Source organism: Roseovarius sp. MBR-51 (assembly GCF_053628575.1).
Map to the genome: position 1 here is coordinate 227,080 of NZ_JBRJGQ010000006.1, position 25,337 is coordinate 252,416.

At 61.8% G+C, this 25,337-nt stretch carries 24 protein-coding genes; 19 read left to right on the forward strand and 5 right to left on the reverse strand.

What is annotated here, in order from left to right; genetic code table 11:
• Positions 1–12: 12 nt before the first annotated feature.
• Positions 13–690, reverse strand: coding sequence for a class I SAM-dependent methyltransferase (locus tag ACSSVY_RS10885; RefSeq protein WP_454269577.1), 678 nt, complete (start codon positions 688–690; stop codon positions 13–15).
• Between the two features lie 471 nt (positions 691–1,161).
• On the opposite strand from ACSSVY_RS10885, the gene ACSSVY_RS10890 reads away from it, so the two are divergent.
• The gene (locus ACSSVY_RS10890) at positions 1,162–4,017 is read left to right on the forward strand and encodes a calcium-binding protein (protein WP_454269578.1); all 2,856 of its coding nucleotides are present in this window, start codon (positions 1,162–1,164) and stop codon (positions 4,015–4,017) included.
• 34 nt (positions 4,018–4,051) lie between these two features.
• Here ACSSVY_RS10890 and ACSSVY_RS10895 read toward each other — a convergent pair whose 3' ends face one another.
• Positions 4,052–4,972, reverse strand: coding sequence for a LysR substrate-binding domain-containing protein (locus ACSSVY_RS10895; protein ID WP_454269579.1), 921 nt, complete (start codon positions 4,970–4,972; stop codon positions 4,052–4,054).
• A gap of 126 nt (positions 4,973–5,098) precedes the next feature.
• Between ACSSVY_RS10895 and ACSSVY_RS10900 the strand changes: the two genes are divergently transcribed.
• The 3 genes from ACSSVY_RS10900 to ACSSVY_RS10910 are packed head-to-tail and all read left to right on the forward strand — an operon-like array spanning position 5,099 to position 6,795.
• Complete coding sequence (locus ACSSVY_RS10900) at positions 5,099–5,644, forward strand: carboxymuconolactone decarboxylase family protein (RefSeq protein ID WP_454269580.1); 546 nt, start codon at positions 5,099–5,101, stop codon at positions 5,642–5,644.
• 55 nt (positions 5,645–5,699) lie between these two features.
• Positions 5,700–6,173 carry a nuclear transport factor 2 family protein gene (locus tag ACSSVY_RS10905; RefSeq protein ID WP_454269581.1) on the forward strand — a complete coding sequence of 158 codons (474 nt, stop codon included), beginning with the start codon at positions 5,700–5,702 and terminating at the stop codon, positions 6,171–6,173.
• Positions 6,174–6,186: 13 nt separating this feature from the next.
• Positions 6,187–6,795 carry a pyridoxamine 5'-phosphate oxidase family protein gene (locus ACSSVY_RS10910; RefSeq protein ID WP_454269582.1) on the forward strand — a complete coding sequence of 203 codons (609 nt, stop codon included), beginning with the start codon at positions 6,187–6,189 and terminating at the stop codon, positions 6,793–6,795.
• Between the two features lie 7 nt (positions 6,796–6,802).
• Here the strand turns inward: ACSSVY_RS10910 and ACSSVY_RS10915 are convergent, their stop codons facing one another.
• A complete protein-coding gene (locus tag ACSSVY_RS10915; RefSeq protein WP_454269583.1) occupies positions 6,803–7,759 on the reverse strand; it encodes a phosphotransferase in 957 nt (318 codons plus the stop codon).
• A 102-nt stretch (positions 7,760–7,861) separates the two neighbouring features.
• Here ACSSVY_RS10915 and ACSSVY_RS10920 point away from each other — a divergent pair, with 102 nt between their 5' ends.
• The 4 genes from ACSSVY_RS10920 to ACSSVY_RS10935 are packed head-to-tail and all read left to right on the forward strand — an operon-like array spanning position 7,862 to position 12,054.
• A complete protein-coding gene (locus ACSSVY_RS10920) occupies positions 7,862–8,104 on the forward strand; it encodes an exodeoxyribonuclease VII small subunit (protein WP_454269584.1) in 243 nt (80 codons plus the stop codon).
• 5 nt (positions 8,105–8,109) lie between these two features.
• Positions 8,110–8,973 carry a polyprenyl synthetase family protein gene (locus ACSSVY_RS10925; RefSeq protein WP_454269585.1) on the forward strand — a complete coding sequence of 288 codons (864 nt, stop codon included), beginning with the start codon at positions 8,110–8,112 and terminating at the stop codon, positions 8,971–8,973.
• Between the two features lie 32 nt (positions 8,974–9,005).
• A complete protein-coding gene (dxs, locus tag ACSSVY_RS10930; RefSeq protein ID WP_454269586.1) occupies positions 9,006–10,934 on the forward strand; it encodes a 1-deoxy-D-xylulose-5-phosphate synthase in 1,929 nt (642 codons plus the stop codon).
• 31 nt (positions 10,935–10,965) lie between these two features.
• Positions 10,966–12,054, forward strand: coding sequence for a PQQ-dependent sugar dehydrogenase (locus ACSSVY_RS10935; RefSeq protein WP_454269587.1), 1,089 nt, complete (start codon positions 10,966–10,968; stop codon positions 12,052–12,054).
• 36 nt (positions 12,055–12,090) lie between these two features.
• On the opposite strand, the gene ACSSVY_RS10940 is transcribed toward ACSSVY_RS10935, so the two are convergent.
• Complete coding sequence (locus ACSSVY_RS10940) at positions 12,091–13,098, reverse strand: GlxA family transcriptional regulator (RefSeq protein WP_454269588.1); 1,008 nt, start codon at positions 13,096–13,098, stop codon at positions 12,091–12,093.
• A gap of 165 nt (positions 13,099–13,263) precedes the next feature.
• Between ACSSVY_RS10940 and ACSSVY_RS10945 the strand changes: the two genes are divergently transcribed.
• Positions 13,264–14,634, forward strand: coding sequence for a class II 3-deoxy-7-phosphoheptulonate synthase (locus ACSSVY_RS10945; RefSeq protein ID WP_454269648.1), 1,371 nt, complete (start codon positions 13,264–13,266; stop codon positions 14,632–14,634).
• A gap of 129 nt (positions 14,635–14,763) precedes the next feature.
• On the opposite strand, the gene ACSSVY_RS10950 is transcribed toward ACSSVY_RS10945, so the two are convergent.
• Complete coding sequence (locus ACSSVY_RS10950; protein WP_454269589.1) at positions 14,764–15,414, reverse strand: PAS domain-containing protein; 651 nt, start codon at positions 15,412–15,414, stop codon at positions 14,764–14,766.
• Positions 15,415–15,653: 239 nt separating this feature from the next.
• Here ACSSVY_RS10950 and ACSSVY_RS10955 point away from each other — a divergent pair, with 239 nt between their 5' ends.
• The 10 genes from ACSSVY_RS10955 (at position 15,654) to phoB (ending at position 25,147) form a co-directional block, all read left to right on the forward strand.
• Positions 15,654–16,544 (forward strand): YicC/YloC family endoribonuclease, encoded by an 891-nt coding sequence (locus ACSSVY_RS10955; RefSeq protein WP_454269590.1) that lies wholly within the window; start codon positions 15,654–15,656, stop codon positions 16,542–16,544.
• 60 nt (positions 16,545–16,604) lie between these two features.
• Entirely contained in the window at positions 16,605–17,246 is a 642-nt protein-coding gene (gene gmk / locus ACSSVY_RS10960) for a guanylate kinase (RefSeq protein WP_454269591.1), read from the forward strand.
• Positions 17,243–17,764 (forward strand): gamma carbonic anhydrase family protein, encoded by a 522-nt coding sequence (locus tag ACSSVY_RS10965; protein WP_454269592.1) that lies wholly within the window; start codon positions 17,243–17,245, stop codon positions 17,762–17,764. The genes gmk and ACSSVY_RS10965 overlap by 4 nt, the downstream gene beginning before the upstream one ends.
• Before the next feature lie 6 nt (positions 17,765–17,770).
• Positions 17,771–18,817 carry an ATP-binding protein gene (locus tag ACSSVY_RS10970; protein WP_454269593.1) on the forward strand — a complete coding sequence of 349 codons (1,047 nt, stop codon included), beginning with the start codon at positions 17,771–17,773 and terminating at the stop codon, positions 18,815–18,817.
• A gap of 164 nt (positions 18,818–18,981) precedes the next feature.
• Positions 18,982–20,019 (forward strand): substrate-binding domain-containing protein, encoded by a 1,038-nt coding sequence (locus tag ACSSVY_RS10975; protein ID WP_454269594.1) that lies wholly within the window; start codon positions 18,982–18,984, stop codon positions 20,017–20,019.
• A 61-nt stretch (positions 20,020–20,080) separates the two neighbouring features.
• Positions 20,081–21,541, forward strand: a complete 1,461-nt coding sequence (pstC, locus tag ACSSVY_RS10980; protein ID WP_454269595.1) for a phosphate ABC transporter permease subunit PstC — start codon at positions 20,081–20,083, stop codon at positions 21,539–21,541.
• Positions 21,538–22,887 carry a phosphate ABC transporter permease PstA gene (pstA, locus tag ACSSVY_RS10985; RefSeq protein ID WP_454269596.1) on the forward strand — a complete coding sequence of 450 codons (1,350 nt, stop codon included), beginning with the start codon at positions 21,538–21,540 and terminating at the stop codon, positions 22,885–22,887. The genes pstC and pstA overlap by 4 nt, the downstream gene beginning before the upstream one ends.
• Before the next feature lie 16 nt (positions 22,888–22,903).
• On the forward strand, positions 22,904–23,704 hold the full coding sequence (gene pstB / locus ACSSVY_RS10990; protein WP_454269597.1) for a phosphate ABC transporter ATP-binding protein PstB: 801 nt from the start codon (positions 22,904–22,906) through the stop codon (positions 23,702–23,704).
• Between the two features lie 10 nt (positions 23,705–23,714).
• Complete coding sequence (gene phoU / locus ACSSVY_RS10995) at positions 23,715–24,443, forward strand: phosphate signaling complex protein PhoU (RefSeq protein ID WP_454269598.1); 729 nt, start codon at positions 23,715–23,717, stop codon at positions 24,441–24,443.
• A gap of 14 nt (positions 24,444–24,457) precedes the next feature.
• Positions 24,458–25,147 (forward strand): phosphate regulon transcriptional regulator PhoB, encoded by a 690-nt coding sequence (gene phoB / locus ACSSVY_RS11000; RefSeq protein WP_454269599.1) that lies wholly within the window; start codon positions 24,458–24,460, stop codon positions 25,145–25,147.
• Positions 25,148–25,337 lie beyond the last annotated feature (190 nt).

Genomic DNA, 25,337 nt, shown 5'->3' on the forward strand with positions numbered 1-25,337 from the left:
CAGCCGGCCAGATCACACCATCCGTTCGACCGTTTGATACGCTTTCTTGCGGTTCTTGGCGAAGCCGAACTTCTTCTTCCGCCCGGTCGCCGTCGAGGTGATGAGCCGGAACGACACATCCGTATGCCGCATCGCAATGGCATGAAACAACCCGGCCCACCAGTCCGGTGATTTGACCGTGCAATGCACATTCTGTCCGTTGGGCAGCACCTTGACCGCCGGGTAGCACGCGACATTGGCATAGAGGAACTTGCGCGCATAGCTGAACATCTCGTCCACGATCCACGGCACATCCGGTGTGGTGATATGCTCCAGAACATCGGTGCAGATCACGCCGTCATATTGGCTATCGGGAAGATCCTTGAACGGCTCATGCCCCGGATCGTAACAACGGATGTCGCTGATCCCCCAATAGTCCTGAATGCTGCTGGCGGTATCGCCATTCGACAGGGCGATGTCGCGCTGGTCATAGCCAGCCCCTTTGCCTGCCCCATAGTCGAGAATACTGCGCGCGCCCGTCCGGTCGATCATCTCCTTGATGCCCGGCGTGTGCCGGATCAGCATCTTGCCCGGAAATGTATCCTTGCCAGATTTCTTGGCGATACTTTCGCCTTCGGTATGCAGCGTCTCGTACATGGCAACCATGTCGAGGTATTCAGGGCTGGGGTTGCCACGCGCATATGCCGTCATTTGGACTTCCGTTCTTGCAAAAATGGGGTCTGTTTAGCGATTTGACGCCCTCATAAAGATTAAATGCGGACGTTTCGACATGAAAATCGTCCACGGGGCCCTGAAAGCGGCAAAAGACCGCTATCTCCCGCGTCATCCTGTCAAACCCAGACGCTCCAGAGGCCATGGCCACGATGTGCCGCCACAGTGGGTGAGGCGTTGAAATGCGCTTTAAACGCGACTCGCGTTTTTGGAGGCGGTTTCTGGATCAACTCACCTTTAAGGTGTATTTTGAATGCTCAGAGTAATTACTTCCGTTGCCCCATAACTTTGCACGGTTCTTGCACGAGCATCTGAGACACAGTGCAAATTAACCAATAGGCCGTTGTTTTTCCGAAATATTTGCCAAGTCTACGTTTGGACGGAACCCGATCAATGCTGCATATTGTTGACCAAACAGATGAGACGTCAAGGACCACAATCTCCTCAGAGATGTTTGGCGCCAATCTCACGCTTACCACGGATGTATCCTTACGGCAGGACGTCATTGACCGGTTTGGCGAGGCCGGAATCACCAATCTCAGGTATCCAGGCGGCACGATCACCGAAACCCATTTCGACATTTCGGATATCGCGGGCGGAAGCCATAACCGGATGATCGGCTCCTACGAGAACTCCGGCGATCTGGATTTGATTGCGTTTTCGGACTTCATGGACCTGGCGGCCTCACTTGGTACGAGCACGACGCTTGTCATTCCCACCTCGGTCGGGTTCACGCAATCGGCGGGCGAGGCGCTCTTGGCCGGGACCTACGGAAGCCGCATCCTGTCCGCCGACTATCTCGCGGATGTGGCGGATTTCGTCGCAATGGCGGTGCAAGAAGCCACGGCCATGGGCGTGACCGTCGATGCCTTTGAAATCGGCAACGAATTCTGGGCATCGGGACGGATGGCGGCGCAGGAATACGGCAATCTGGCAGCCGCCGTATCCCAGACAATTGAAACCACCTTGCTTGATCTTGGCATTCAACGCGCCGATCAACCGGATATCGTGGTTCAGACCCTCAGTTCGGCCGGTCTTTTTTCGCCCAATGGCGATGGAACCCTTTACGTCGATGCCACCACGGGCTTCGTCTATGTCCCGCAGCAAATCGGTGACGCGAGTAGTCCTCCCGTCGACCAACTCACACAGGTGGTTGTCCCCTCTCAAGGCACGGCCCGCTCACAGAACATCGCCATCCTCTCGGCCTTTGCTCAGGACACCATACCCGTCAAGGAGGGCAACGGTGCCCTTCTGTCCATTGACACATCCGATGCCGCCAATGCCATCGACGGGGTGAGCGAACATTACTACCTCGACGGCGGGTTCGACGCCGCCGACACCCAAGAGCAATTCGGCTTCAGCCAAATGCAATTCTGGCGCGACACCCTCGCAGGACGGGATCCGACCCTGCCGGAGTTGGATTTTTACATCACCGAATGGAACGTGCGCCGAACCACTGGGGGTGACTACGGCAACAACCGTGGTCTCCAGCAGGCCGCGTTGAATGTCGATATGTTCTACGAAATGGTGACACATGATGTCACTGTCGCGCACTTCTGGCCGTCCTTGTTCGATTTCAGCCGCTCGGTGACTTTGGTCTGTTTCTGTCGTGGCCATCTCACCACCGCAGGCGAGGCCTATTCCCAACTGACCCAGACGGTTGGCATGACACCCTCGTTGGACTTTCGGGACGCAGGCAATGTGTCGATCCACGGATTTGAGGCCGGCCCGCAAACCTTGTTCATCCTCTCGGAACGCAGCGGATCCGAAAACGCCCTGACGCTGGATTTCAGCGCCGTGCGTGATCCGTCGGCTACCCTTTACCGGGTGTCTTGGTCCGAACTTTGGGACGGCGGCGCAGGGGGCCAGGATGAAGCGGCGGCCCAGGTCGTGATCGAGACAGACCTGATAGATCTCGTCAGTGCCCAAGAGCTGGACGCTTTTCTACTCACCATGCAGGCCTGGTCACTGGTCTATTTGAACGTCGAGGCTGTGACCGATGGCATCGCGGCCAGCATCGGCACCGCGCGCCGGGTCGTTTCGGTCGTCACAGGGGATGACCCTCTCAGCCTCGGAGACATACCCGGCGAAGAGACGCACCATACGCAAATTCTCACACCGCGTTTCATCCTCAACGGTGGGCAGGGCAATGATACCCTTCTTGGCGGCGCAGGCGATGATCTGCTTGAGGGGGGCGCGGGCGATGACGTGATCCGGGGTGACCTTGGCGAGGATGCGGCAGTCTTCGACACGATCACACGCGCCTCGGCCGCGTTCAGCCTCACGAGCGACGGGCTAAGGGTTGTCTCCGCGCTCGGCACAGATGATCTGATCGGCGTGGAATGGATAGAGTTCTCCGACCAGAGGCTGCGCGTGGCAGATGTCATGGTCGAAATTCTGGACGACCCCGATGTTTTTGCCGTTGCCCTTGCTCGAGGCAGTATGCTCATTGGCACCGATCACAACGACACGCTGCTCGGTCTGGCGGGTGCAGACATGTTGTCGGGCGGCCTTGGAAACGACCATATCGAAGGTGGCGGTGGCAATGATTCCATATCAGCCTCGGACGGGGATGATCTGGTCAATGCGGGTCCGGGTAGAGATTTCATTGGCGGCGGTCCGGGCAACGATACGATCGACGGCGGTGAGGGCGACGATGTGATCGGCGGGGGCTTTGGCGACGACTCCGTTTTGGGCGGCACTGGCGATGACGTGGTTGCAGGCGGTGCCGGAAACGACATGCTTTCGGGCGGGGCTGGCAAGGACAGCATCTCGGGCAGCTTTGGCAATGACCTGATCTTCGGAAACGTCGATGATGACGACATCGGCGGCGGCGCAGGCCGTGATACGATCAACGCGGGGGCGGGTCACGACAACGTGGGCGGCGGCGAGGGCGATGACGAAATCTTCGGCGGCGACGGGAATGATTTTCTGGCCGGGGGTGGCCGTGACGATCTGATCGACGGCGGCAGGGGCGATGATACGATCAACGGCGGGACTGGCAATGATCTTATGATGGGCGGCGCAGGCGCGGATCAATTCGTCTTCTCCGCCTTTGTCAACGGTGAGCGCGACGTGATCACCGATTTCGAGGATGGCGTCGACCGCCTGTTCATCCGGATCGTCGATCCAGCAACGGGCGAGGCCAACATTATCAACAACGGCAACGGAATTGAGGGGTTTGTCGATGCTTTGGGCATTGTCGACACGGCGGCGGGCGCGGAAATGACCGTGAACGGCAACACGATCCTCGTTGAGGGGATCACGGCGGCGCGACTCACCTTGGACCATTTTATCTTCCTCTGATCTCATACAAATATGTTCGCGAGCCCGAAAAGCTCTACGGACCGGCGTCGCGCAGGGTGAGATCGTGTAAACTCGCCTTCAGTCGCGGAGCCGCAAAATCGAGGAATGCGCGGATCTTGGGCGCAACCAACCGCGTCTCGGGATAGACAAGATGCACCGGCTGCGGCGGCAGAGTATAGGCGTGCAACACCGGCACCAACCGGCCCGCGTCGATCAGGTCGGCCACCATATAGGATAGCGCAATCGTTATGCCGTGCCCCTGCACCGCCGCTTCGATCGCCGTCGCCGCATCATTGATCTCAAAACGCGGATGCAGCGCCACCGACCCGATTTTAGACCCGTTGACATAGCGCCACTCGCGATTTGGCATCAACCCGGTAAAACCCACCACCGCATGATCCCGCAGGTCCGCCGGGGTCACCGGCACGCCGCGCGCCACAAGATACGCCGGACTCGCCACCAGAATCCTGTGAACGGTCCCGACCTTGCGGGCCATCAGCCCGGAATCCGGCAGCGGCCCGATACGCGCCGCGACATCGACCCCTTCCTCGACCAGATTGACCACCCGGTCGAGCAAAAGCACCGACACGGTCACACGCGGATAGAGCGCCAGAAATTCGCAGACCAACGGCGCCAGCGCCGCCCGCCCGAATGTGACCGAGGCCGTGACTGTCAGATGGCCCTGCGGCGTGGCGGCCTCTCCCACCGCCTCGCGCTCCGCACTCTCCAGATCACTCACAACGCGCCGCGCCGACTCCAGAAACCGCCGACCGACGTCGGTGATCGTGACGCTGCGTGTGGTGCGATTGAACACCCTCGTGCCCAACCGATCCTCTAGGGCGGCCACGGCCCGCGTCACCGCAGGCGGCGAGAGACGCAACCGCGTCGCGGCCCGCGCAAAACTGCCCGCCTCCGCCACGGCGATAAAGACTTCGATCTCATGCAAGCGGTTCATAAACTATTACTCCCAGAGAAATAAACTATTCCACATTTCATCTATTCTTTCAAAGACCAATCTGCACCAGATTACCGCCATGCAGTGCAGGATCGCATTGCCCCTCAGACAAAAGGACGCCGCAATATGGCCCGTGTATCCGTCATCGACCCGCAAACCGCCACCGGAGAGGCCAAGGCGCTGCTAGACGCGGTGCAATCCGCGCTTGGCATGGTGCCCAATTTCATCCGGGTTCTCGCCAATTCTCCCGCGGCGCTTCAGGCCTTTCTCGGACTGCATGGCATTGCAGGGGCAGGGGTGCTCGATCCTTTGACCCGCGAACGCATCGCTCTCGCGGTGGCAGAACAGAACGGCTGTCAGTATTGCGTCTCCGCCCATACCGCGATTGGCCGCAAGGCAGGGCTGGATGCGGATGAGATGCTGGCCAACCGCGCAGGCCGCTCGGCGGATGCCAAGGCCGAGGCGGCGCTCACCTTTGCCCGCACGCTCGTCGAACATTCCGGACAAGTCAGCCAAAGCGAATTCGCCGCCCTGCGCGCAGCGGAGCATTCCGACGCCGAGATCGTCGAGATCATCACCCATGTCGCAATGAACATCTTTACCAACCTTTTGGGCAAGGCCACGCAGGTCGAGATCGACTTTCCAACGGTTGCCTTGCGCACTGCCGCCTGAAACACTCTTGTGGCGCGGCCCGCCGCCGCGTCACATCCCCCGATCGGAGAGCCCCATGACCCAAGACACCCGTCCGCCCCGTCCGCCCTTCACCCATGCCACCGCCACCCAAAAGGTCCGCATGGCCGAGGATGGCTGGAACAGCCGCGATCCCGAACGTGTTGCGCTGGCCTACACCCCCGATAGCCGCTGGCGCAACCGCGCCGAATTTCCCGTGGGCCGGGACGAGATCAAGGTCTTTCTGACACGCAAGTGGACCCGCGAACTCGACTATCGTCTGATCAAGGAACTTTGGGCCTTTGCCGACACCCGCATCGCCGTGCGCTTTGCCTATGAATGGCGCGACGATGCTGGAAACTGGTTTCGCAGCCATGGCAATGAGAATTGGGACTTCGACGAGGCGGGCCTCATGCGCCTGCGCTTTGCCAGCATCAATGATCAAGCAATCCAAGAGAGCGCCCGCAAATTCCATTGGCCGCAAGGGCCACGCCCCGCCGATCACCCCGGCCTGTCCGATCTTGGCCTTTGACCCAGAGGATGCCATGCCCCATCATTTCGCCGACATCGCCTTCACCCCATCGGTCATAAAACAGCAAGAGCTGCAAGGCAGCCGGACGTCCTATGCGCGAATGCAGCATCAGCCCGATGCGGTGAACCAGCACCTGACCGAACACGAGGCCGGTTTCATCGCGGCGCGTGACTCAGTCTACATGGCCACGGTCACGGAAACCGGCTGGCCCTATATCCAGCATCGCGGCGGCCCGCTCGGCTTTATGCGGGTGCTGGACAGCCGCACCCTGGGGTTCGCCGATTTTCGCGGCAATCGCCAATATATCAGCCTCGGCAACCTGAGCACGGACAATCGCGTGTCGATGTTTTTCATGGACTACCCCAACCGCACCCGGTTGAAACTCTTTGGCCGCGCCCGCGTCATCGACCCCGAGGATCAGGCAACTCTCGCACAACTGGAAATGCCCGATTACCGCGCCCGGATCGAGCGGGGATTTCTGATCACGGTCGAAGGCTTCGACTGGAACTGCCCGCAACATATCACCCCGCGCCACAGCGCCGAAGAGGTGCAGGCTCTCACAACACCTCTTCTCGCCCGCATTGCTGACCTCGAAGAGGCCTTGATCACACGCCCCGCCTGACGGCCGCTTACCGCGCCGCCAGATCGTCAAGCAAGAGGGTATACATCTCTTCTGCGCGCCGGATTCGGCTGGATTTGAGCGTGCGGTTCTCTACCCGAATGAGGGCTTCCACCCCAATAAAGAACGGCAGCCACAGCCACCGCTCGATTTCGGTCAAGGCGAACACTTCGGCAAAGACCTCAAGACCCTCCGCATCAACCCCCAGATAGCGCCGCCCGGACGGGATCATGCCGCGTCGACCCATATGTACCAGAAACCGTGCAATATCCTTGCAGACGGGCATCCGCCCCGAGCCGCCAGTGTCAATCCCCGTCAGCCGGTCAGATCCCAGAACAAGGTTGTTCGGGTGATAGTCGCCATGGCTGATCGCCACCCGCCAATCTGCGCCCTCCAACGCCCGCGCCATGCTGCGCATATGCGTCAGAATCGCCGCCTCGATCCGGCGCAGCCGCGCAAAGGGTTGCGTGCCCGCTGCCCGCTCTACTCTGGCCAACCACCCGGTCGCATTGCCCTCCTGCCAGCTTTCACTGACCTCCGTGTATTGGCGCAGCCACTCAGCGACCGGGCGCAGATGCTGCGCGCGTGCGCCGACATCTTGCTGCCATAGATGTTCCAGCAAAGGGTCGCCTTTGACCCGTTCGATCACCATCAACCCCGCATCGGGCAGGTGCAGGATCGGCTCTGCCACGCAGTACCGCCCGCTCTGCATATGCGGCCAGATGCGTTGCAATTCGGCCCATTCCTTGGCCAGCGCCTCGGAATATTTCGGCTCCACCAGACGCGCCACCACCGCGCGCCCGTCCAAGCGCCCGGCGAGCACCGCGCGCTTGTCCGGCACGATCCGCAGCACCTCGGAAATATCGAGCCCCGCCACCTCGGGATGCGCCGTCACAAGGGCCCGCAGGCGCGCATCGACGCGGCCAAGCACATCAAGATCGGGCAGGGGGGCAGCAGGCTCTGACATGGCCCGACTGTCCCCCAGCCGCTCAGGGGCGTCAACCGAATTGCACCCCTCGCCACACAGCCCTATGATCGGTGCTGAATTCCCGCGCAGAAGGACGCAGCCATGACCGATACCCCCCCCTCCGAGATGACCTTTGAACAGGCGATGAAAGAGCTGGAGCAGGTCGTCGGGCGTCTCGAACGGGGCGATGTGGCACTGGACGAGTCGATCACGCTTTATGAACGCGGCGCAAAGCTCAAGAAACGGTGCGAGGAAAAACTGAAAGAAGCCGAGGAAAAAGTCGCCGCCATCACCCTTGACGCCGAAGGCCAGCCCACCGGCACCAAGCCCGTCGACGGCCTCTGACGCAGATGCAGGCGCGACTTGCCGCCGAGGCCGAGGTCATTCAAGCGCATATGACCCGCGTTCTGGCCCCCTTTGGCACCGGCCCCGTGGCCTGTGGCATGCGCTATGCCACGCAGGGCGGCAAACGCATCCGGGGCTTTCTGGTGATGGAAAGCGCGCGGCTGCATGCGGTTCCTGAGACATCCGCGCTCTGGCCCGCCACCGCGATAGAGGCACTCCATGCCTATTCCCTCGTGCATGACGATCTGCCCGCCATGGACAATGACGATCTGCGCCGGGGTCAGCCCACCGTGCATGTCAAATGGGACGAGGCGACCGCGATCCTTGTGGGCGACGCGCTGCAATCGCTGGCGTTCGAATTGGTGGCGCATCCCGACTGCGGCCCGGCTGAGGTGCGCGCCGACCTCACTCTCACGCTTGCCCGCGCCGCAGGCGGGCAGGGGATGGTGCTGGGACAGGCGCTCGACATCGCCGCCGAGACCGCCACAACGCCGCTCAGCTTGGATGAGATCACCACTTTGCAAGAGGGCAAGACCGGCGCGCTCATTCTCTGGGCCGCCACGGCAGGGGCGCGCATGGCCATGGCCGACAGTGCCCCGCTCAGCACCTACGCCCGCGCGCTTGGCCTCGCCTTTCAAATTCAGGACGATGTGATCGACGTAACCGGCGATGCCGTCGCCGCAGGCAAGGCGGTGGGCAAGGATGCCGCCGCAGGCAAGGCCACATTTGTCTCGCTGCTAGGTCTTGAGGGCGCCCGCACCCGCGCGACAAGCCTTGTTGAAGAGGCGTGCGACGCGCTATCTTGTTACGGGGCGCGCGCGGGTGCCTTGCGAGACCTTGCCCGCTTCGTTATCTCGCGCCAAAGCTAGAATGTGCTGAAATTTCCCCACGGAGGGGCATGATGTCCGACCGCCCGAAAACACCGCTGCTCGATCAGACAGCCAGCCCTGCGGATCTCAAACGGCTGTCAGATCCCCAATTGGTGCAACTGGCGCATGAATTGCGTTCGGAAACCATCTCGGCCGTGTCGGAAACCGGCGGGCATTTAGGCGCGGGTCTGGGTGTGGTCGAACTTACCGTCGCCCTGCACCATGTGTTTGACGCGCCGCGCGACAAGATCATCTGGGATGTCTCGCACCAATGCTATCCGCACAAGATTCTGACAGGTCGTCGCGAGCGCATCCGCACGATCCGACAAAAGGACGGGCTCTCGGGCTTTACCAAACGCTCGGAATCCCCCTACGATCCCTTTGGCGCGGCCCATAGTTCCACCTCGATCAGCGCCGCACTTGGGTTTGCCGTCGCCCGCGATCTGGGCGGCAACTGCCCCACCGGCCTTGGCGACGCCATCGCCGTGATCGGTGACGGGGCGATGTCGGCGGGCATGGCCTTTGAGGCGATGAACAACGCAGGCCATCTCAAGAAGCGCCTGATCGTCATCCTGAACGACAATGAAATGTCCATCGCACCGCCGGTGGGCGCGCTCTCCTCCTATCTCTCACGCCTCTACGCGGGTGAGCCGTTTCAGGATTTCAAAGCCGCCGCCAAGGGCGCGATTTCGCTTCTTCCGCCCCCCTTTCAAGAGGGCGCGCGCCGCGCCAAGGACATGCTCAAGGGGCTGACGGTCGGTGGCACGCTCTTTGAGGAACTTGGCTTCAGCTATCTCGGCCCCATCGACGGCCACGACCTTCACCAACTGCTCCCCGTCCTGCGCACCGTCAAGGCCCGCGCCAATGGTCCGATCCTGATTCACGTCCTGACCAAAAAGGGCAAGGGCTATGGCCCCGCCGAGCGCGCCCGCGACGGCGGCCATGCCACCGCCAAATTCGACGTGCTCACCGGAGAACAGCGAAAATCTCCCTCCAATGCCCCGAGCTATACGAGCGTCTTTGCCAAGGCACTGCTGGCTCACGCCGGTCAGGATGACAAAATCTGCGCCGTGACCGCCGCCATGCCCGATGGCACGGGCCTCAACCTCTTTGCCGAACGCTACCCCTCGCGGCTCTTTGATGTGGGCATCGCCGAACAGCACGCCGTGACCTTCTCGGCGGGGCTTGCGGCGGGCGGGATGAAACCCTTTTGCGCGCTCTATTCCACTTTCCTGCAACGTGGCTACGATCAGGTGGTACATGACGTGGCGATCCAACGCCTTCCGGTGCGTTTCGCCATCGACCGTGCCGGGCTTGTGGGGGCGGATGGGGCCACCCATGCGGGCGCGTTCGACACCGCCTTTCTCGCCAATCTGCCCGGTTTCGTGGTCATGGCCGCTGCTGATGAGGCCGAGCTTGTCCATATGGTGGCCACGGCGGTGGCCCATGACGAGGGGCCAATTGCCTTCCGCTATCCGCGCGGCGAGGGGATGGGTGTCACCATGCCCGAACGCGGCGAGCCGCTCGAGATTGGCAAGGGGCGGATCATTCAGGAGGGCGCGCGCGTCGCGATCCTCTCCTTTGGCACGCGGCTGGCTGAGGTGCTCAAGGCCTCCGAATCCCTGCGCGCGCGCGGGATCATGCCGACCATCGCCGACGCCCGCTTTGCCAAACCACTTGATGAGAAACTAATTCTCGATCTCGTGCAGAACCACGAGGCGCTGATCACCATCGAAGAGGGCGCAATCGGCGGATTTGCAAGCCATGTCAGTCACTTTCTGGCCGAAGCTCAAGTGTTTGACCGGGGCTTCAAATTCCGTTCCATGGTGCTACCCGACACGTTCATAGATCAGGCCAGCGCCGAGGATATGTATGCCGTGGCCCGCCTCAACGCCTCTGACATCGAGGCGCGCGTTCTGGATGTGCTGGGCATCGCGCAGATTGCTGGCAAACGCGCCTGACCTTCCTATCTCTTAGGGGAAAGGAGACTTCATGTTGCGTCTTGCCCCCCTGATCCTCGCGCTCACCCTCGCGCTCAATCCCGCCCACGCGTTTGAGAGCAGCGTCGGCAAACTCACCGTGACCAAGATGGTCGACCGGCTCTCGGAGCCTTGGGCGATAGGTTTTCTACCAGAGGGTGGCGTGCTGATCACCGAAAAGGGCGGTCGCCTGTTGCGCGTGCAGGACGGCCAACGCAGCGAAATCACCGGCGTGGCCCAAATCGCCACACGCGGGCAGGGGGGCTTGCTTGACATCCTCGTGCCGCGCGACTTTGCCCGGACCCGTCAGCTTTATTTCACCTATTCCAAACGCCAGCAGGGTGGCCAAGGCACCGCCATCGCCCATGCCCGCCTTGCTCCGGGCGCGGATCGCCTGACTGATTGGACGGTGATTTTCGAGCTGGAACCCGGCTCCTCCGGCGGGCGGCACTTCGGCTCGCGGTTGGTCGAGGGGCGCGACGGGATGCTCTACGCCACCATCGGCGACCGGGGCGATGACACCTCGGCGCAGGATCTTGCCCGCCAGAACGGGTCGGTCATTCGCATCGCCCGTGACGGTCGCATCCCTGCCGATAACCCTTTCACCCAAACGACAGGCGCAGAGCCCGAAATCTGGTCCTATGGCCACCGCAATCCGCAAGGGGCGGCGCTGGATTCCCAGGGCAACCTTTGGGTCGTGGAACACGGCGCGCGCGGCGGCGATGAGGTCAATCGCATCACCAAGGGGGCCAACTATGGCTGGCCCGTTATCTCCTACGGGCGTCACTACTCTGGGCTAACGATCGGGGACGGCACGCAAAAACCCGGCATGGAGCAACCCGCCTATTACTGGGATCCCTCCATCGCGCCCTCGGGCATGATGATCTACACCGGTGACATGTTCCCCGACTGGCGCGGTGATATCTTCATAGGCTCATTGAAATTCGATATGATCTCACGTCTCGATGGCGCACCGCTCACAGAGGTCGAGCGCCTCAAATCCTCCGAAACCCAACGCGTCCGTGACATCCGACAGGCCCCGGATGGCTCGATCTGGTTTCTCAGCGTGGGGCAGGGTGCGGCCTACCGGCTCTCGCGATGACCTAAATCGCTCTCTTTTCAAGAAAGCGGCGCCCTGTCACACAGACAGCCGCGACGAATGCGCGCCACGCTCGCGGTAGGGCGTTGTGTTGTAATGCGCCCGGTAGCATTTCGAGAAATGCGACGGCGAGGCAAAGCCACAGGCCAGCGCCACGTTGATCACCGTCATATCGGTCTGCATCAACAGGTTGCGCGCCTTTTGCAAACGCAATTCCATGTAATACCGTTTGGGGCTGCGGCTCAGATACCGCCGGAACAACCGCTCGAGCTGCCGTGTCGACATGCCGACTTCGCGCGCCAGAACCGCCGGGCTGATCGGCTCCTCGATATTGCTCTCCATCATCTGGATCACTTGGCTCAGCTTCGGATGGCGCACGCCGATCCGTGTCGGCACGCTCAAACGCTGCGTGTCCTGATCAGTGCGAATCGAGCTGTAAATCTGCTGATCCGCCACCGCATTGGCCAGCTTCTCGCCGTGATCATCGGCAATGATATTCAGCATCAGGTCAATGGAAGAGGTGCCGCCCGCCGTGGTCATCCGGTTGCCGTCGATCACAAAGACCGATTTGGTCAGATGCACGTCCTCGAATTCCTCGATGAAACTGTCGTGGTTTTCCCAATGGATCGTGGCGCGCTTGCCATCTAGCAACCCGGCCTTGGCCAGAACATAGGCCGCCGTGCAGAGCCCGCCCATCCGCAGCCCCTTGCGTGCCTCACGGCGCAGCCAGTTCAACATGCGCTTGGTCGCGGCGGCCTGCACATCCACACCACCACAGACCAATACCACATCGTCCCGGTTCAACTCTGCCAGCGGAAAATCAAGATGAAACCGCACACCGGCAGAGCAGGTGATGAACTCTTGGGAATCGCCGGTAAGCGCCCAACTGTAGAGCTCTTCTTCCGCCATACGATTGGCAATACGCAGACATTCAATCGCCGACGCAAAGCTGAGAAGTGTAAAGTTATCGAGCAGCACAAACACAAAGCGTTTCGGCGCTTTGGGTGCCTTGACCTCGATTTTAGTGGCCTCTGACGTCTTGATCATCCGAATCTCCGGAACAATGGCCTTTATCGGGTCTGTCACGAAACCGTCGCGATTGACAAGAGATGCAAGGTTAATTTGCGACGCTTTTCCGCGCGTTTCATATGGCCTCTTGGCCGTGCCTTTGTTATTGACGTGGCTTATAATGCGACAATCGGAGTAACGACGATGACGGAATGGCAGAAAACAGGCTGGCGCGCGAAACCGCGGGTGCAGATGCCTGACTATACCGATGCCGCCGCTCTGGCCAGCGTCGAGGCTCGTCTGACCCAGTATCCGCCGCTGGTTTTCGCCGGTGAGGCGCGCCGCCTCAAGCGCGCCTTGGGGGCTGCCGCACGCGGCGAGGCGTTCTTGCTGCAGGGCGGCGATTGCGCCGAGGCCTTCGATCAGTTTTCCGCCGATGCGATCCGCGACACCTTCAAGGTGATGCTTCAAATGGCGATGGTGCTGACCTATGGGGCCAAAGTGCCGGTGGTCAAGGTTGGCCGCATGGCTGGTCAATTCGCCAAGCCGCGCTCGGCGCCCACTGAGGTCATTGATGGCGTGGAACTGCCCAGCTACCGGGGTGACATCATCAACGAACTGGCCTTCACGCCGGAATCGCGCATCCCCAACCCGGAAAAAATGCTGCAGGCCTATACGCAGGCGGCTGCAACACTGAACCTTTTGCGCGCCTTTTCAACGGGCGGCTATGCCGACGTGCACCAGGTCCATGCCTGGACGCTTGGCTTCACCGAGAGCGAAAAAGCCGCAAAATACCGCGAGATGGCCAATCACATCTCTGATGCGCTCGACTTCATGAAGGCGGCGGGCATCGACAGCGAAAGCGCCCATACGCTCAAGACCGTGGACTTCTACACCTCGCACGAGAGCCTCCTGCTGGAATATGAAGAAGCGCTTTGCCGGCTCGATTCCACCTCCGGTAAATGGTTGGCAGGCTCGGGGCATATGCTCTGGATCGGTGACCGCACCCGTCAACCCGACGGTGCGCATGTCGAATTCCTGCGCGGCGTGCAGAACCCGATCGGCCTCAAATGCGGCCCGACGATGACCTCCGAGGATCTCAAGCGGCTCTTGGCCACGCTGAACCCGACCAATGAGGCCGGGCGTCTGACGCTCATCGCGCGCTTTGGTGCGGGCAAGGTCGGTGACAACCTGCCGCGCCTGATCCGCACAGTCGAGCAAGAGGGGGCCAATGTGCTCTGGGTTTGCGACCCGATGCATGGCAACACGATCAAATCGGCGACAGGTTACAAGACCCGACCCTTCGATTCCGTGCTCCGCGAGGTGCGCGAGTTCTTTGCGATCCACAAATCCGAGGCCACCATCCCCGGCGGCGTGCATTTCGAGATGACGGGTCAGGACGTGACCGAATGCACCGGCGGCATGCGTGCGCTCTCTGACGAAAACCTCTCGGCCCGCTATCATACCGCCTGCGACCCGCGCCTCAATGCCAGCCAGTCGCTGGAATTGGCGTTCCTCGTGGCCGAGGAACTCAAGTCGCTGCGCCTCGAACGCCGTCAGGCCGAAGCGGGCTGATAAACGGACTGATCGCAGCAGGGTATAACCCTGTTGCGGTTGGTCTGTTACTGACGTTCTTCTCAAGGGTAAGCCGCGCGTGGGCGCTTGGGGGGGCAATGTCGACTCAAGACCAATCCCCACGTGTCCCTACTTCACGACCCGCAGATAATCCCGCCCCCGGCTCATGCCGCGCCCGCGTCCCTCGTCGCGCAGACCGCCCGGCACGGCGGTAAAGGGCTTCATGTCCGCCGCGACCGTTCCAATCGGCAGCACCCGGACCGCCTCCAGCTCGAACCGCCGCGAGGCGCGCCCGATCTCACCTTGCGTCACCAGACAGCCCAATGCGCGAGACACGTCCCCCAGATCACTGCGCAACGGCAACAGGATCATCCGCCCCGTCACCTCAGGCCGCCCCAATCCCGCTCTGGCATGCAGATCCAGCTCCAACCGCGCAGGCCGCTCAAAGAGATCAACCAACGCGAGCGCAAAGGTCTCACGCGCAGCAGGCGCGATGAAGCTCGTGAGCGGCATGCCCCGCACTTCCATACCCATCAGGTCATTCAGATGCAGTCCCGCAATCCGCAGCCGCGTCACACCCGGTGCGATACGCTCGGCGATAAAGGCATTGGACAAAAGCCCACCCACCCGGCGCGGGTCAATGTCAGAGCGGCGCGGCACGCTGTTACGCTGACAAAGCCCCTCCCAATAACCGCAGAGGGCCCGCAAATCCGCCTCTTGCCGCGCCTGCAGACCGCGTGAGGCAACTGGCACCTGCGAAATCGTTCTGTCATCCGGCATGATACACCTCACCACCCAAAGCCTGAAACCACCTGCGCCACCCTCCCTGATCCGGTTTAATCCACACCTGAGGCACCGCGCGCTTGCTTCAACTTGGCACAAGTTTCCGGGAATTTGTTTAAAAATCGCTGGGCTTGGTTAACCACCCAACGTCCCCGAGGCCACAGCCGAGACTTGCCAGCCGCGAGACCACGCACTAGGACGGGGCAAACCGGCACGATCCAAGGACGACCCAAGGCATGATCCATTCGATGACCGCTTTCGCGACGGCCAAGGGCGCGCATATGGGCCATAGCTGGGCTTGGGAACTGCGCGGCGTCAATGGCAAGGGGTTGGACCTGCGCCTGCGCGTGCCCGACTGGATTGACGGGTTGGAGCCAGCCCTCCGGGCAAGACTGGGTCAGGCAATAACACGCGGCAATGTGGCGCTGAACCTGCGTGTCACCAGCGAGGATGCCAGCGGCCAGATGGCGGTGAATCCCGACCGGCTTGAGGATGTGCTGCGCGCCATGACCCTCGTCGAAGACCGCGCCATGGCCTGCGGCCTCTCGCTTGCCCCGGCCACCGCCGCCGACATCCTGTCCCTGCGCGGCGTGCTCGAGGCAGGCACGGGCGAGAGCGACACCAGCGCGCTCTGCGCGGCAATCCTTGCGGATTTCGAGCCCGTCCTCAACGATTTTCTTGCCATGCGCGCCTCAGAGGGCGCGGCGCTTGCGCAGGTGCTGCGCGCCCAACTGGACGAGATTTCCCGCCTGACAACGGCGGCGCGCTCCGTGCTCGAGAGCCGCAGCACCGATGTCGCCCGCGCGCACCAGACTGCCCTGTCGCGCCTGCGCGACGCGATGCCCGACCTTGATCCCGCCCGCCTCGCTCAGGAACTGGCCCTGCTCGCGGTCAAACTGGACGTGACCGAAGAGTTGGACCGCCTGACCGCCCATATCACAGCCACCCGGAACTTGCTCGATGCCGGCTCGCCGCTCGGACGCAAGATCGACTTTCTCACACAGGAATTCAACCGAGAGGCCAACACGCTCTGCTCCAAGGCGCAGCATACCGGGCTGACCGAGATCGGTCTCAGCCTCAAGACCGTGATCGACCAGATGCGCGAACAGGTGCAGAATGTCGAATGACGCGCGCGCGGACAGCGCAGGATTTGAGTATTTGCACCAAGAAAAAGGGCAGGGCATAGAATGAGCAATCGCAGGGGTCTCTTGATCATCCTGTCCTCGCCTTCGGGTGCTGGCAAATCCACCCTCTCGCGGCGGCTGCGCGACTGGGATTCCACGATTGCCTTTTCGGTCTCGGCCACGACCCGCGCGCCGCGCCCCGGCGAGATGGATGGGCAGGATTATCATTTCATGTCACAGTCGCGCTTCAAGCAGGATGTGGCAGCGGGCGAAATGCTGGAACATGCGCATGTGTTCGGCCATTTCTACGGCAGCCCGCGTGGCCCGGTGCAAGCGGCGATTGATGCCGGGCGCGACGTGCTCTTTGACATCGACTGGCAAGGCGCGCAGCAGATCCGCAACTCGGCGCTAAGCGCGCATACGCTCTCGATCTTTCTGCTGCCCCCCTCAATCCGCGAATTGCACCGCAGGCTCGAGACGCGCGGGCAGGATACGCCCGAGGTGATCGCCAAACGGATGGAGAAAAGCTGGGACGAGATCAGCCATTGGGATGGCTATGATTTTGTGCTGATCAATGACAACCTCGACGCCACCGAGGCGCGGCTCAAGACCATCATCGAGGCCACGCGCCTGCGCCGCAGCCAGCAGCCGGGCCTGACCGCCCATGTGCGTGCGCTGCAAACCGAATTCGAGGAGATGCAATGACGATCTACACGCTTGACGGACACGCGCCGCAAATTGCTGAAAACACCTGGATTGCCCCTGATGCCAACCTGATCGGCAAGGTGGTGATCGAGGATCTGGCCTCGGTCTGGTTCGGCTGCACCCTGCGCGGCGACAATGAGGAAATCCGCGTCGGCGCTGGCAGCAATGTGCAGGAAAACTGCGTCCTGCACACCGATATGGGCTATCCGCTCCTCATCGGGTCGGGCTGCACCATAGGGCACAAGGCGATGCTGCATGGCTGTATTCTGGAGGAAAATGTACTGATCGGTATGGGGGCCACCGTGCTCAACGGCGCTCGCATCGGGCGCAACAGCCTGATTGGCGCAGGTGCCTTGATCACTGAAGGCAAGGACATCCCCGAAGGCAGCCTCGTGATGGGCGCGCCGGGACGGGTGGTGCGCAGCCTCGACGAGGCGGCGATTGCGGCCCTGCGCGCCACGGCCTTGCATTATCAACAGAACATGCGCCGGTATCGCACCGGCCTCATGGCGCTCTGACACGCGATGCAGGGTCTGGCCACCGTTCTTGCAGGCATCCCGCTTGCTGCCATTCTGGTCGGGCCACAGGATCGCATCCTTGCCGCCAATCAGGGCGCGCGCGACCTCTTGGGGCAGGGGCTCGAGGGGCGGCATCTTTTGACCGCGCTCCGGCAACCCGATGTGCTCGAGGCAATCGAGGCCACATTGCGCGACCGTCAGCCACGCAAGATCACCTATCAAACATCCGAGGCGGGGCGCGACAACAGCTTTCAGGTGCATGTGGGCTATGTCGAAACACTGGATGCGCGCGGTACGCTCGTGTGTTTCGAGGATATGACCGAACGCGAACATGCCGCGCAAATGCGCCGCGATTTCGTGGCCAACGTCAGCCATGAACTGCGCACGCCTTTGACCGCGCTCATGGGCTTCATCGAAACCTTGCAAGGGCCAGCGCGCCACGATCAGGCCGCCATCGACCGCTTTCTCGGGATCATGCAATCCGAGGCGGCGCGGATGGAACGCCTTGTGCGCGATCTTCTGTCACTCAGCCGGGTCGAGAGCGAAGAGCGCGTGCGCCCGCGCGACGAGGTGAACTTGGGGCAGGTGATCGGATCGGTTCTGCATGCGCTTCGCCCCATGGCGCGCGACCGCGCCTGCGAGATCACTTTCGATCCACCCGAAGGCATGGTCGTGCGCGGCAATGACGACCAGTTGCAACAGGTCTTTACCAACCTGATTGAAAACGCGATCAAATATGGCGGCACCGGCAACCACATCACCATCACGCTGGAGCGTACCCCGCGTGATGCCACCCTGCGCGCCCCGGCCATTGTGGCGCGTGTCCTCGATCAGGGCCCCGGCATCGACCCGCTGCATATCCCCCGCCTGACCGAGCGGTTTTACCGCGTCGATACCCACCGCTCGCGCGAGATGGGGGGCACGGGGCTTGGCCTCGCCATCGTCAAACATATCGTCAACCGCCACCGGGGACGGCTGCGAATCTCTTCCAGGCCGGGTGAGGGAGCCGAGTTTTCGGTGATTCTGCCGCAATGGGACCGGCAAGAGCCCTGACTCAAACCCTGCGAGCGCAAAAAAACACTCTGAAACCGGGCCTTTCTCGACCTGTCATAAAACAGTTACATAACTGTAACAAAAGCGTTGTGGATCTCGCATAGTGCTGGCCCCGAGGTCGCCCCTGCCTGGGCGCCCCGTGAAACCGAACTCAGGAGCAACTCATGCTGTTCAAATCCACCGTTTCCGCCCTGGCCCTGACGGCCCTCGCCGCTGGCACCGCCGCGGCCCGTGACAACATCCAGATCGCTGGCTCCTCGACCGTGCTGCCCTATGCCGCGATCGTTGCCGAAGCCTTTGGCGAAAACTTTGAATTCCCCACCCCGGTCGTTGAATCCGGCGGGTCGGGCGCTGGCCGCAAGAAACTCTGCGAAGGCGTCGGCGAGAACACCATCGACATCGCCAACTCGTCCTCGCGCATCAAGCAGTCGGACATCGACCTCTGCGCCTCGAATGGCGTGACCGAGATCATGGAAGTCCGCATCGGCTATGATGGCATCGTCTTTGCCTCCGACATCAACGGCCCCGCCTATGCCTTTACCCCTGCGGATTGGCACGCGGCTCTGGCCGCTCAGGTCGTCAAGGACGGCGCTCTGGCTGACAACACCAACAAGGTCTGGTCCGACGTGCGCGCCGACCTGCCCGGTGACGAAATCCTCGCTTTCGTGCCCGGCACCAAGCACGGCACCCGCGAAGTGTTCGACGAAAAGGTGATCATCGCCGGTTGCGAAGAAAACGGCACCTATGACGCGCATCTCGCGGCCAATGGCGGCGACGAGAAAGCCGCTGAAAAGGCCTGCATGGCGCTGCGCACCGATGGCGTGTCGATCGACATCGACGGCGATTACACCGAAACGCTGGCCCGCGTTGACGCCAACAAGAACGGCATCGGCGTCTTTGGCCTCTCGTTCTACCAGAACAACACCGACAAACTTCAGGTTGCCACGATGGGCGGCATTGAGCCTTCGGTCGAGACCATCGCATCCGGCGAATACCCGGTGTCGCGTCCGCTCTTCTTCTACGTCAAGAACGCGCATCTCGATGTGATCCCCGGCATGCAGGAGTACATCGAATTCTTCGTCTCCGACGAGATTGCAGGCCCCGATGGCCCGCTCTCGGCCTATGGCCTCGTGTCCGATCCAGAGCTTGCCAAGACTCAGGAAATGGTAGCGAACCGCGTTCCCATGGGCGTGCTGAACTAAGCCCAAGGACCTCGGGGGATGGCGTCACGCGCGCCGTCCCCCTCATTTCGGCGGAGAGCAGATGAGTACCGGCTATATAATCCTGATGGTGCTCGGCCTTGGCGGGCTGGGCTTTTTCTTGGGGCGCGCGCGCGCCTTCGCAACCTCACACGCCACGGGCAAGAAATTGCATTCCCTGCCCAATTATTACGGTCAGGCCGTTGCCCTTTTTACTGCGGCCCCTGCGCTTCTCTTGATGCTGACTTGGCTCTTTGTGCAGCCGCTTCTGATCGAGGGCCGGATCGGAGAGATGATCCCCGATAGCGTGATCCCCGACGGCGGGGCCAAGAGCCTTGTCATGGCCGATGTCCGTCGCATCGCTGAGGGGCTCGATGCCCTGATGATCGCCGGCCAGATGTCCGAGAACGACCTCGAGGCGATGAACGCCGATACCACCGATATCCGCAACCGCCTTGGCAACGTCGGCGTGGCGCTTGGCTCTGACGTGCCGGTGCCGGTGTTCGAGGCAGCCAAGGAGTTGCGCACGTCGCAGAACTCCGGCCATTTCCTGATGACCGTGGCGGTGCTTGGCTTGGCTCTCGCTCTGCTGGTCTGGTCATGGCTGCGCGTCCACCCCGACCAGCGCGCCCGCAACGCCTCGGAGACCTTTGTTCTGGCCCTCCTGATCGGGGCGTCGCTGGTGGCGATCCTGACAACCGTGGGCATCGTGGCCTCGCTTCTGTTCGAGACCATCAATTTCTTCAAGATGTACCCCGCCCGCGATTTCTTCTTCTCGACCGTCTGGAATCCGCAATTTCGCGGCGGCTCGGATCTGGGCATCCTGCCGCTTTTGTGGGGCACGCTCTATGTCAGCTTTCTGGCCCTGCTGGTCGCTGTGCCGATTGGCCTGATGATCGCCATCTATCTCGCGGAATATGCCAGCAAACCCCTGCGCGCCGTCGCCAAACCCGCAATCGAGGTTCTGGCCGGCATCCCGACCATCGTTTACGGCCTCTTTGCCCTGATCACCGTCGGCCCCTTCCTGCGCGACTATGTAGCCTCGCCGCTGGGGCTGGGCTCTTCCTCGTCCTCGGTGCTGACAGCCGGTCTGGTGATGGGCATCATGCTCATTCCCTTTGTCTCCTCGCTCTCGGATGACATCATCAACGCGGTGCCGCAATCCATGCGTGACGGGGCTTATGGCCTCGGGGCCACCAAATCCGAAACCATCAAACAGGTGATCCTGCCTGCGGCGCTGCCGGGTGTTGTCGGGGCCATCCTTCTGGCCGCCTCCCGCGCAATCGGCGAGACGATGATCGTCGTCATGGGGGCAGGGGCCGCGGCCAAACTCGGCCTCAACCCGTTCGAGGCCATGACCACCATCACCGTCAAGATCGTAAGCCAGTTGACCGGCGACACCGAATTCGCCAGCCCCGAAACGCTGGTGGCCTTCGCGCTCGGCCTCACGCTCTTTGTCTTCACGCTTGGGCTCAATGTCATCGCCCTTGTGATCGTGCGCAAATACCGGGAGCAGTACGAATGACCGATCTCACCTCCTCCGGGGCCATTCCTGCCCCGCGCAAAGGCTCGCTGCTCACCCAGGACGCCCGCACCAAGCAGCGCAACGCCAAAGAGGCGCGGTTCCGCATGATGGGTCTTGTCGCGGTCACCATTGGCCTGCTGGCTCTGGTTGGCCTGCTGACGTCGATCCTCGCCAGTGGCCTCTCGTCCTTTCAACAGACCTTTGTCGAGCTGGAGGTCTATCTCGACCCCGCCAAACTCGACAAGACCGGCAACCGAAACCCTGAGGATATCGCCAAAGTATCCACCTTTGGCTACGCGCCTCTGATTGATGCCGCAATGGGAGCAGCCATCGAACGTGTGGGCGCTGCCACCGACATCACCGCCAAAGCCGCCGGAGAGCTGATCTCCAAGGAGGCGCCTGCGTCCTTGCGTGACTTCGTTCTCGCCAACCCCGACAGGATCGGCGAAACGGTGCAATTCGACCTTCTTGCAGCAGGCCGGATCGACGGGTTTTTCAAGGGTCGCGTGACCATGGAAAGCGCAGCCCTCGACCGCAACATCTCCCCAGAGCAGCTGCAACTCGCGGAGCAACTCAAAGACGCAGGCATCCTCACAACCAAGTTCAACTGGGCCTTCTTCACCGCGCCCGATGCCTCCGACACCCGCCCCGAGGCTGCCGGTCTCGGCGTGGCCATCATCGGCTCGATTTACATGATGCTGATCGTTCTGGTGCTGGCGCTGCCGCTCGGTGTCGCGGCCTCCATCTATCTCGAGGAATTCGCCCCCAAGAACCGCTGGACCGATCTCATCGAGGTGAATATCTCCAACCTCGCGGCGGTGCCCTCCATCGTCTTCGGTATCCTCGGCCTTGCGATCTTCATCAACATGGTGGGCCTGCCGCAATCGGCCCCCATCGTCGGCGGCCTCGTGCTGACCCTGATGACCCTGCCCACCATCATCATCGCCACCCGTGCGGCGCTCAAATCCGTGCCCCCCTCGATCCGCGATGCAGCGCTCGGTGTGGGCGCGTCCAAGATGCAGGCGATCTTTCACCACGTCCTGCCGCTCGCCATGCCCGGTATTCTCACGGGCGCAATCATCGGGCTCGCACAGGCGCTTGGCGAAACAGCCCCCTTGCTGCTCATCGGCATGGTGGCCTTTGTGCGCGAATACCCCGGCGGCCCGCCCGAAGGCTTCTTTGATCCCGCCGCCGCCCTGCCGGTGCAGGTTTACAACTGGACCCAACGCGGCGATCCGGCCTTTGTCGAACGCGCGTCCGGGGCCATCATCGTGCTGCTCGTCTTCCTCGTGCTGATGAACATCGCTGCCATCCTTCTGCGCAGACGGTTTGAACGCCGCTGGTAAACAAAGGTATAGACACATGTATGACGCCCCAAAACTCTCGGAGACCAGAGTGAGCAATAACGACATCAAGATCGCCGCGCGCAATGTGCAGGTCTATTATGGCGATACACATGCCATCAAGGACGTGAATGTCGATATCGCCGACAAGACCGTGACCGCCTTCATCGGCCCATCGGGCTGTGGCAAATCCACCTTCCTGCGCTGCATCAACCGGATGAATGACACCATAGACATCTGCCGCGTCGAGGGGGATATCCACATCGACGGCGAAGACATCTACGACAAAAAGGTCGATCCGGTGCAATTGCGCGCCAAGGTGGGCATGGTGTTCCAGAAACCCAACCCGTTCCCCAAGTCGATCTATGACAATGTGGCCTACGGCCCGCGCATCCACGGTCTTGCCCGGACCAAATCCGAACTGGACGAGATCGTCGAAAAATCCCTGCGCCGCGCCGCGCTCTGGAACGAGGCCAAAGACCGGCTCGATCAACCGGGAACCGGCCTCTCGGGGGGCCAGCAACAGCGCCTCTGCATCGCCCGTGCCGTCGCCACCTCGCCCGAAGTGCTCCTGATGGACGAACCCTGCTCGGCGCTCGATCCCATCGCCACAGCGCAGGTCGAGGAACTCATCGACGAATTGCGACAGGAGTTTTCCGTGGTCATCGTCACCCACTCGATGCAGCAGGCCGCCCGCGTCAGCCAGAAAACCGCCTTCTTCCACTTGGGTCATCTCGTCGAATTTGGCGACACCGGCCAGATTTTCACCAACCCCAAGGATGAGCGCACCGAGAGCTACATCACCGGGCGCATTGGCTAAGGAACTCCCCATGTCCGACCATCAGCACATCGTCTCCTCCTTCGACCGCGACCTCGAGACCATTCAGGCCCATATCATGAAGATGGGCGGCATGGTCGAACGCGCGATCTCCGATGCTGCCCGCTCGCTCGAAACCCGCGATGACGAGCTAGCCGAAGAGGTGCGCGGCCGCGACAAGGCGATTGACGCGCTCGAAGAGCAGATCAACGAAGAGGCCGCCCGCGTTCTGGCCCTGCGGTCGCCCGCCGCGCGCGACCTGCGGGTTGTCCTGACCGTGATCAAGATCTCCGCCAGCCTAGAGCGCATCGGCGACTATGCCAAGAATATGGCCAAGCGCACCTCGGTCCTCAGCCAGATGACCGCCGTCAATGGCTCCCCCTCGGCCCTGCGCCGCATGGCGCGCGAGGTCGAAGAAATGCTCAAGGACGTGCTCGACGCTTATATCCAACGCGATGTCGACCTCGCCCACGAGGTGATCCGGCGTGATCAAGACGTCGATCAGATGTATAACGCGATCTTTCGCGAATTCCTCACCTTCATGATGGAAGATCCGCGCAACATCACGCCTTGCATGCACTTGCATTTCATTGCCAAGAACACCGAGCGCATGGGTGATCTGGTGACGGCCATTGCGGAACAGGTGGTCTACCTCGTCTCCGGCTCCTTCCCGGACGATCCGCGCCCCAAGGGCGACGACACGTCCATCGACCCCAATCTCGCCCCCAAGGTCAAGGCCTAGGATAGGAAAGCCCGATGTCCGCAGATCAACCTACCGTCCTTCTCGTCGAAGACGAGCCAGCACAGCGAGAGGTGCTCGGCTATAACCTTCAGGCAGACGGCTTTCACGTCCTCACCGCCAGCAATGGCGAAGAGGCGCTCCTGATGGTGTCCGAGATGCCGCCCGACATCATCGTCCTTGACTGGATGATGCCGAATGTGTCGGGCATCGAGGTCTGCCGCCAGCTCAAGACCCGCTCCGAAACACGCGGCATCCCGATCATCATGCTCTCGGCCCGCTCCGAAGAGGTGGACCGCGTGCGCGGGTTGGAGACGGGCGCCGATGACTATGTGATCAAGCCTTATTCGCTTGTTGAACTCATGGCCCGCGTGCGCGCCCAACTGCGCCGCACCCGCCCCGCAACCGTCGGAGAGCGACTGGAATATCTCGACATCGTGCTCGATGCCGAAACCCATCGCGTGACCCGCAGCGAAAAACCGTTGAAACTCGGCCCGACCGAATTTCGCCTGCTGTCCACCTTCATGGAAAAGCCGGGCCGCGTCTGGTCCCGCGAGCAACTCCTTGACCGCGTTTGGGGTCGCGACATCTATGTCGACACCCGCACCGTCGATGTCCACATCGGCCGGTTGCGCAAGGCGCTCTGCCAATTTGGCGGCGAAGACCCGCTGCGCACCGTGCGCGGCGCGGGCTACGCCTTAGGCTGACCGCGGGCTTGCGGGGGCTGACGGCGTCAGAGCATGTCCATGCGCACGGGCCTCTCGACACTCGGTTAATCCGGTTTAATCTGAGCGCAGTGTCCTAATCCTCTGGCCCTCCTGTTTCCAAGTCCAACGCACGCGTGGCAACGGGGTCGGGGGATCAGTCCAACTCCCCGGACGACTCACGCCTCCTCAT